Origin of the sequence: Mesorhizobium sp. M8A.F.Ca.ET.021.01.1.1, assembly GCF_003998025.1 — a bacterium.
Taxonomy (GTDB): domain Bacteria; phylum Pseudomonadota; class Alphaproteobacteria; order Rhizobiales; family Rhizobiaceae; genus Mesorhizobium.
Map to the genome: position 1 here is coordinate 1 of NZ_RZSJ01000642.1, position 1788 is coordinate 1788.

Below are 1788 nucleotides of genomic sequence, written 5' to 3' on the forward strand. Positions count from 1 at the left end.
GAGCGCGATGAAGGCGAGAAAGCACAGGTTCAGCGTGGCCAGCCGCCTGTCGGATTTGGCGATCAAACCATGCTGCGCCTGCTGGCCGAACCAGAAGATGGTCAGGGTCAGGAAGCTCAAGGCATAGGTCAGAAAGCGGGGCGCCAGTGCGGCGATGGCGACAAGCAGATCGTGTTCGGAATGAATCGCCTGATGCACCGGCACCCTGATCTCGAGCACGATCAGGGTAAGCGCGATGGCGAATACGCCATCGGTGATACCGACGATACGGCCGCGCCCCTCAACGGAGGCTTCGAGTGGACGCTTCATCGAATCTCCTGCCCCCGGCTCTGGAGAAAACCTAGCATGACTGCCGCGGTTTGCATCGGGGCAGATGCGATCCCTAGCAATAGGGCTGGTTTCAAGGGCAACCAGTCTCTGGCTGGTTGTTGCCGGTGCGCCGCCGGTCTAATCAGGTGGCATGCATTCACCCAATGAAGCCGCCGCCGTTCCGCTGACCGCTCCGGTCGCGAATGGCACGTTCTGCCCGCAATCGCAGCGGCGTTATGTGCTGGTCGCGGCGATCCTGGCCTCGGCGCTCGGCTTCATCGACGGGTCGATCCTGGCGATCGCCATGCCGGCGATCCGCGTCAACCTCGGCGCCAGCCTTGCCGAGGCGCAGTGGATCTCCAATGCCTATGCGCTGACGCTCTCGGCGCTGATCCTCGCCGGCGGTGCTGCAGGCGACCGGTTCGGGCTCCGCCGTGCTTTCGTGGCCGGCATTGCGCTGTTCGTCGCGGCCTCGCTTGCCTGTGCGCTGGCGCCGAACGCTGTCGTGCTGATCGCTTTTCGCGCTCTCCAGGGGATTGGCGCCGCGATCATGGTGCCGGGCAGTCTCGCCATCATCGCCAAGGCTTATCCGAAGAAGGAACGCGGTCGCGCGATCGGCATCTGGGCGGCGGCCTCGGCGCTGACCACCGCTCTCGGCCCGGTGCTCGGCGGCCTGGTGCTGTCGGCTTTCGGCGATGGCATCTGGCGGGCGATCTTTGCCGTCAACCTGCCACTCGGCCTGATCTCGATCTATCTGCTGCTCGCCAAGATTCCGGCCGATGCGCCGACGCAGAAACGCAGCCTTGACCTTGCCGGTGGTGCGCTTGCGACGCTGGCCTTCGGAGCGCTCGCTTATGGGCTGACTTCGATGAGCGCCAGCGGCGAGAGCCGCATGGCCGGTCCAACGATTGCCGCCGGCGCCGTGCTGCTTGTAGTCTTCATCCTGTTCGAGCGGCGGCAGCGCGAGCCGATGATCGACCTCAGCCTGTTTCGCATCGGTGCTTTCGCCGGGGCCAATGTCGCGACGTTCTTCCTCTATTTCGCGCTGTCGGCCAATCTTTTTTACCTGCCGATGCTGCTGATAGCCGGTTGGGGGCTGAGCACGGCCGGGGTCGGCTTCATCTTCCTGCCGCTGTCCGCAGCGATCGCGCTTTTGTCAGGACCCGTCGGCAAGCTGTCGGACCGGATCGGGCCACGTCTTCCAATTGCCTGCGGCAGTCTGATCGTGGCGATTGCCTTCGCCGGGCTGGCCTTGCTCACCCATGCCGGCTTTCACCATTTCTGGACTGGCATCTTCCCGTTGATGGCGCTGATGGGACTCGGCATGGCGTTGGTCGTGTCGCCATTGTCGACCGCGATCATGACGGCGGTGGAAGACAAGGACACCGGCGCGGCTTCCGGCATCAACAACGCCGTCTCGCGCATCGGCGGTCTGATCGCGGTGGCGGCGATGGGGTCGCTCGCTGCCTGGATCTACGC

General features: G+C 64.6%; 2 protein-coding genes. One reads left to right on the plus strand and one right to left on the minus strand.

The window, feature by feature from the left end:
• A partial coding sequence (locus EOA36_RS31340; protein ID WP_127280749.1) for a TMEM175 family protein occupies positions 1–309 on the minus strand: 309 nt, incomplete at its 3' end.
• Positions 310–460: 151 nt separating this feature from the next.
• Between EOA36_RS31340 and EOA36_RS31345 the strand changes: the two genes are divergently transcribed.
• The coding region (locus EOA36_RS31345) for an MFS transporter (protein WP_245464522.1) at positions 461–1788 on the plus strand (1328 nt) is incomplete at its 3' end.